This window comes from Bacteroides sp. RTP31139st1_H2_RTP31139_211217 (genome assembly GCF_040227615.1).
In the GTDB taxonomy this organism is placed as follows: Bacteria; Bacteroidota; Bacteroidia; order Bacteroidales; family Bacteroidaceae; genus Bacteroides; species Bacteroides uniformis.
Genome location: NZ_JBCNZM010000119.1, coordinates 9,646 through 14,955 on the forward strand (window position 1 = coordinate 9,646; position 5,310 = coordinate 14,955).

The 5,310-nt window shown below is 55.1% G+C and carries 1 protein-coding gene; it reads left to right on the top strand.

All coding sequences use genetic code 11. The features are described from left to right. Positions 1 to 5,310: N-6 DNA methylase (locus ABUA47_RS17225; RefSeq protein ID WP_349831812.1), on the top strand; the 5,310-nt coding region annotated here is incomplete at both ends.

The following is a 5,310-nucleotide window of genomic DNA, read 5'->3' on the forward strand; positions in this document are numbered from 1 at the left end:
CCCCGCCCGTATGCTCGAACCGTCGGCAGGTGTCGGCGTGTTCGTGGATTCCATGCTGCGGCACAGCCCCAATGCGGATGTGATGGCTTTCGAGAAGGATCTGCTCACGGGTACAATCTTGAGGCATCTCTATCCCGACCAGAAAATGCGCACCTGCGGTTTTGAGAAAATCGAAAGACCGTTCAACAATTATTTCGACTTGGCGGTGTCCAACATTCCGTTCGGTGACATTGCCGTGTTCGACGCGGAGTTTCAGCGGAGCGACTCTTTCGGCAGACGCTCCGCCCAGAAAACCATCCACAACTATTTCTTTCTCAAAGGACTGGATGCCGTGCGTGACGGCGGTATCGTGGCGTTCATCACCTCGCAAGGGGTATTGAATAGCACCAAGACCTCCGTGCGTAACGAGCTGTTCAGTCAGGCCAATCTGGTATCCGCGATACGCCTGCCCAACAACCTGTTCACGGACAACGCGGGCACGGAGGTGGGCAGTGACCTGATTGTCCTGCAAAAGAACCTCAGCAAGAAGGAAATGTCGCAGGACGAGCGGCTGATGACCGTGATACAGACGGACACGAAAACCGCCCTGACCGACAACGCCTATTTCATCCACCACCCGGAACGCATCGTGCATACGATGGCGAAACTTGACACAGACCCCTACGGGAAGCCCGCTATGGTTTATCTGCACGAGGGCAAGGCAGCAGGCATCGCCGGGGATTTGCGCCGTATGCTCGACGAGGATTTCCATTACAGGCTTGCCATGCGCTTGTATTCGGGTTCAATCCGGCAGGCAGGAACGGAAGAAAAAGTTGCCGTTCAAAATAAAGTAGAGCGTCCTGCCATAAAATTGGAAACAGTATCCTCGGCGCAGACGGTGGAAACTCCGACAGAAAAGCCGCAACCCGCAGATGAAAAGCCGGAGATAGAACCGCGCCCGCAATATTCCGCAGGCGTGCAGCTCACCCTGCTTGACCTCTGGGGGATGACGGAAGAGGTCAGCCAACCGAAAACCTCCAAAAAGAAAAAGACGGTGAAAAAGGCAGTTACGGCAAAGTCCACTCCGCCCAAACCGAAAGTCACGGTTACACCGACAGCTCCAACTGCAAAACCCGCAATGGAGAATAAGGAGGTGAAAGCGGAGAACACCGCCAAGCCTGCCGACCCGGACGACATCTATGCCACACTGGACTGGGATACCAATCCTCCCATCAACGGTTTCTATGAAATGATGATGGGTTTGACGCCGGAGCGTAGGAAAGAACTTCGGGAACTGGCAAGGCAGCATAACGAGAAACAAGTGGCGGAAAAGACGGAAGTGAAAGCCGTGCCGGAAACTTCCCGTGAGCAGCCACGACAGGAGGAAACACAGCCGGAGGCAGTCGCCGCACCTGCCGTTACAGATACCCCATCGGAAGCGGTGGGGACTTTCCTTTTCCCCGACATCGAAGCGGAAAAGCCGAAGGAGGAAGTCGTGGACCTTTCTCCGCGTGCCTACCACCGCACGCCGGAGATGCACCTGCGCGAAGGGTCGCTGGTGGCTGACCGGGGGCGTCATAACATCGGCTACCTGAAAGACATCACGCCATACGGGGCGACATTCCAGCCGCTCGACCTGAAAGGATACCAGAAGGAAAAGGCGTTGTTGTATGTGTCGCTGCGTGACGCCTACGAGCGTCTGTACCGTTATGAATCGCTCCGGCGCGAGGCAAATGTTCCGTGGCGAGAGCATCTGAATACCTGTTACGATGAGTTTGTCATGCGCTACGGCAACCTCAACGCCAAGCAGAACGTGAAGTTAGTGATGATGGATGCGGGCGGGCGCGACATCCTTTCGCTGGAACGGATGGAAAACGGAAAGTTCGTCAAGGCGGACATCTTCGAGCATCCTGTTTCCTTCGCGGTGGAGAGCCATGCCAACGTAGGCTCTCCCGAAGAAGCCCTGTCTGCGTCGCTCAACAAATATGGTACGGTCAATCTCGACTATATGCGGGAGATAACCGACAGCACGGCGGAGGATTTGCTCACTGCCCTGCAAGGGCGCATCTACTACAATCCGCTCGTGACCGGTTACGAAATCAAAGACCGTTTCATCGCCGGAAATGTCATAGAGAAAGCGGAACGCATAGAGGCATGGATGGGTGACAATCCCGAAAATGAGCGTATGCCGGAGGTGAAGCAGGCGTTGGAGGCTCTGAAAGATGCCGAGCCGCAGCGCATCGCCTTCGAGGATCTGGACTTCAATTTCGGGGAACGCTGGATTCCGACGGGTGTCTATGCCGCCTACATGAGCCGGCTGTTCGACACGGAGGTGAAAATCGCCTATTCCGCAAGCATGGACGAGTTTTCGGTGGTGTGCGGCTACCGCACCATGAAAATCACGGACGAGTTTCTGGTGAAGGGGTATTACCGGAACTATGACGGTATGCACCTCCTCAAACACGCCCTGCACAACACCTGCCCTGACATGATGAAGTCCATCGGCAAGGACGAGCATGGCAACGACATCAAGATGCGCGACAGCGAGGGAATACAACTCGCCAACGCCAAGATTGACGAGATACGAAACGGCTTCTCCGAATGGCTCGAAGAGCAGTCGCCGCAGTTCAAGGAGCGGCTTGTGACGATGTATAACCGCAAGTTCAACTGTTTCGTGCGCCCGCGCTACGACGGCTCCCATCAGACCTTTCCCGACCTCAACCTGAAAGGGCTGGCAAGCCGGGGTATCAAGAGCGTCTATCCCTCACAGATGGATTGCGTCTGGATGTTGAAACAGAACGGCGGCGGAATTTGCGACCACGAGGTGGGAACCGGTAAGACGCTGATAATGTGCATCGCCGCGCATGAGATGAAGCGTCTGAATTTGGCACACAAGCCGATGATTATCGGGCTGAAAGCCAACGTTGCGGAGATTGCAGCCACCTATCAGGCGGCATATCCCAACGCACGTATTCTGTACGCTTCGGAGAAGGACTTTTCGACCGCCAACCGTGTGCGCTTCTTCAATAATATAAAGAACAACGACTACGATTGCGTCATCATGTCGCACGACCAGTTCGGCAAGATACCGCAGTCGCCGGAATTGCAGCAGCGCATCCTGCAAGCAGAGCTTGACACGGTGGAGGAAAACCTCGAAGTGCTACGGCAGCAGGGAAAGAACGTGTCGCGGGCGATGCTGAAAGGATTGGAGAAGCGCAAGCACAACCTTGAAGCGAAGCTGGAGAAGGTGGAACACGCCATAAAGTCACGCACGGACGACGTGGTGGATTTCAAGCAGATGGGCATCGACCACATCTTCATAGATGAGAGCCACCAGTTCAAGAATCTGACTTTCAACACGCGCCACGACCGTGTGGCGGGATTGGGAAACAGCGAGGGAAGCCAGAAGGCACTTAACATGCTCTTTGCCATACGCACCATACAGGAGCGCACAGGAAAAGACTTGGGTGCGACCTTCCTCTCCGGCACGACTATCAGCAACTCACTGACTGAATTGTACCTGCTGTTCAAGTACCTGCGCCCGAAGGAGCTGGAACGGCAGGACATAAGGTGTTTCGACGCTTGGGCGGCGATATTTGCCAAGAAGACGACGGATTTTGAATTTAACGTGACGAACAATGTGGTCCAGAAGGAGCGTTTCCGCTACTTCATCAAAGTGCCGGAGCTTGCCGCCTTCTATAATGAAATCACGGACTACCGCACGGCGGAGGATGTGGGCGTTGACCGTCCTGCCAAGAACGAGATACTGCACCATATACCGCCCACGCCGGAACAGGAGGACTTCATACAGAAACTGATGCAGTTCGCCAAGACGGGCGATGCCACCTTGTTGGGCAGGCTGCCGCTTTCGGAAACGGAAGAAAAGGCGAAGATGCTCATCGCCACGGACTATGCCCGGAAAATGGCACTCGACATGCGCATGATAGACCCGAATTACGAAGATCATCCCGACAACAAAGCGAGTCACTGTGCCAAGATGATCGCGGAGTATTATCAAAAATACGACGCCCAGAAAGGCACGCAGTTCGTTTTCTCTGATTTGGGGACATACCAGCCGGGCGACGGGTGGAACGTCTATTCGGAAATCAAGCGCAAACTGACGGAGGACTACGGTATACCGCCAAGCGAGGTGCGCTTCATTCAGGAGTGCAAGACCGACAAGGCGCGGAAGGCGGTGATAGACGCCATGAACGCCGGGACGGTGCGTGTGCTGTTCGGCTCTACCTCTATGCTCGGAACGGGTGTGAACGCCCAGAAACGGTGTGTGGCTATCCATCATCTCGATACGCCGTGGCGACCGTCCGACTTGCAACAGCGTGACGGACGCGGAGTTAGGGCAGGTAATGAGATTGCCAAACATTTCGCCGGGAACAACGTGGATGTAATCATCTACGCGGTGGAGAAGTCACTGGACAGCTACAAGTTCAACCTCCTGCACTGCAAGCAGACTTTCATAAGCCAGCTCAAAAGCGGTGCGATGGGTGCGCGTACCATCGACGAGGGGGCAATGGACGAAAAATCGGGCATGAATTTCTCGGAATACATGGCGTTGCTCTCCGGCAATACCGACCTGTTGGACAAGGCGAAACTGGAAAAGCGGATCGCATCGCTCGAAGGGGAACGCAAGTCGTTCAACAAGGGCAAGCGTGATTCGGAGTTCAAGCTGGAGTCAAAGACCGGCGAGTTGCGCAACAACACGGCTTTCATAGATGCCATGACGGAGGACTGGAACCGCTTCCTGTCGGTGGTGCAGACCGACAAGGAGGGCAACCGCCTTAATATAATAAAGGTGGACGGAGTGGATTCCGCCGATGAGAAGGTCATCGGAAAGCGTTTGCAGGAGATAGCCAAGAATGCCACGACCGGAGGGTTGTACACGCAGGTCGGTGAACTTTACGGTTTTCCGATAAAGGTGGTGAGCGAAAGGATACTCAAAGAGGGATTGGAGTTCACCGACAACCGCTTCGTGGTCGAGGGGAACTACAAGTACACCTACAACAACGGGCATCTGGCGATGGCTGACCCGTTGGCCGCCGCCCGCAACTTCCTCAACGCGATGGAGAGGATACCCTCCATCATCGACCAGTACAAGGCGAAGAACGAGGTGCTGGAGATGGAGATACCGCAGTTACAGGAGATAGCGGGTAAGGTGTGGAAGAAGGAGGACGAGCTGAAGCAGTTGAAGTCCGAACTTGCCGCCCTTGACCGAAAAATTCAGCTGGAGCTTGCGCCACCCACGCCCGAAGTCGCAGAAAAGGAGAATGAAGGGCAACAGCTCAAGCCGGAAGCGGAAGATGTGAGGAACAGGCA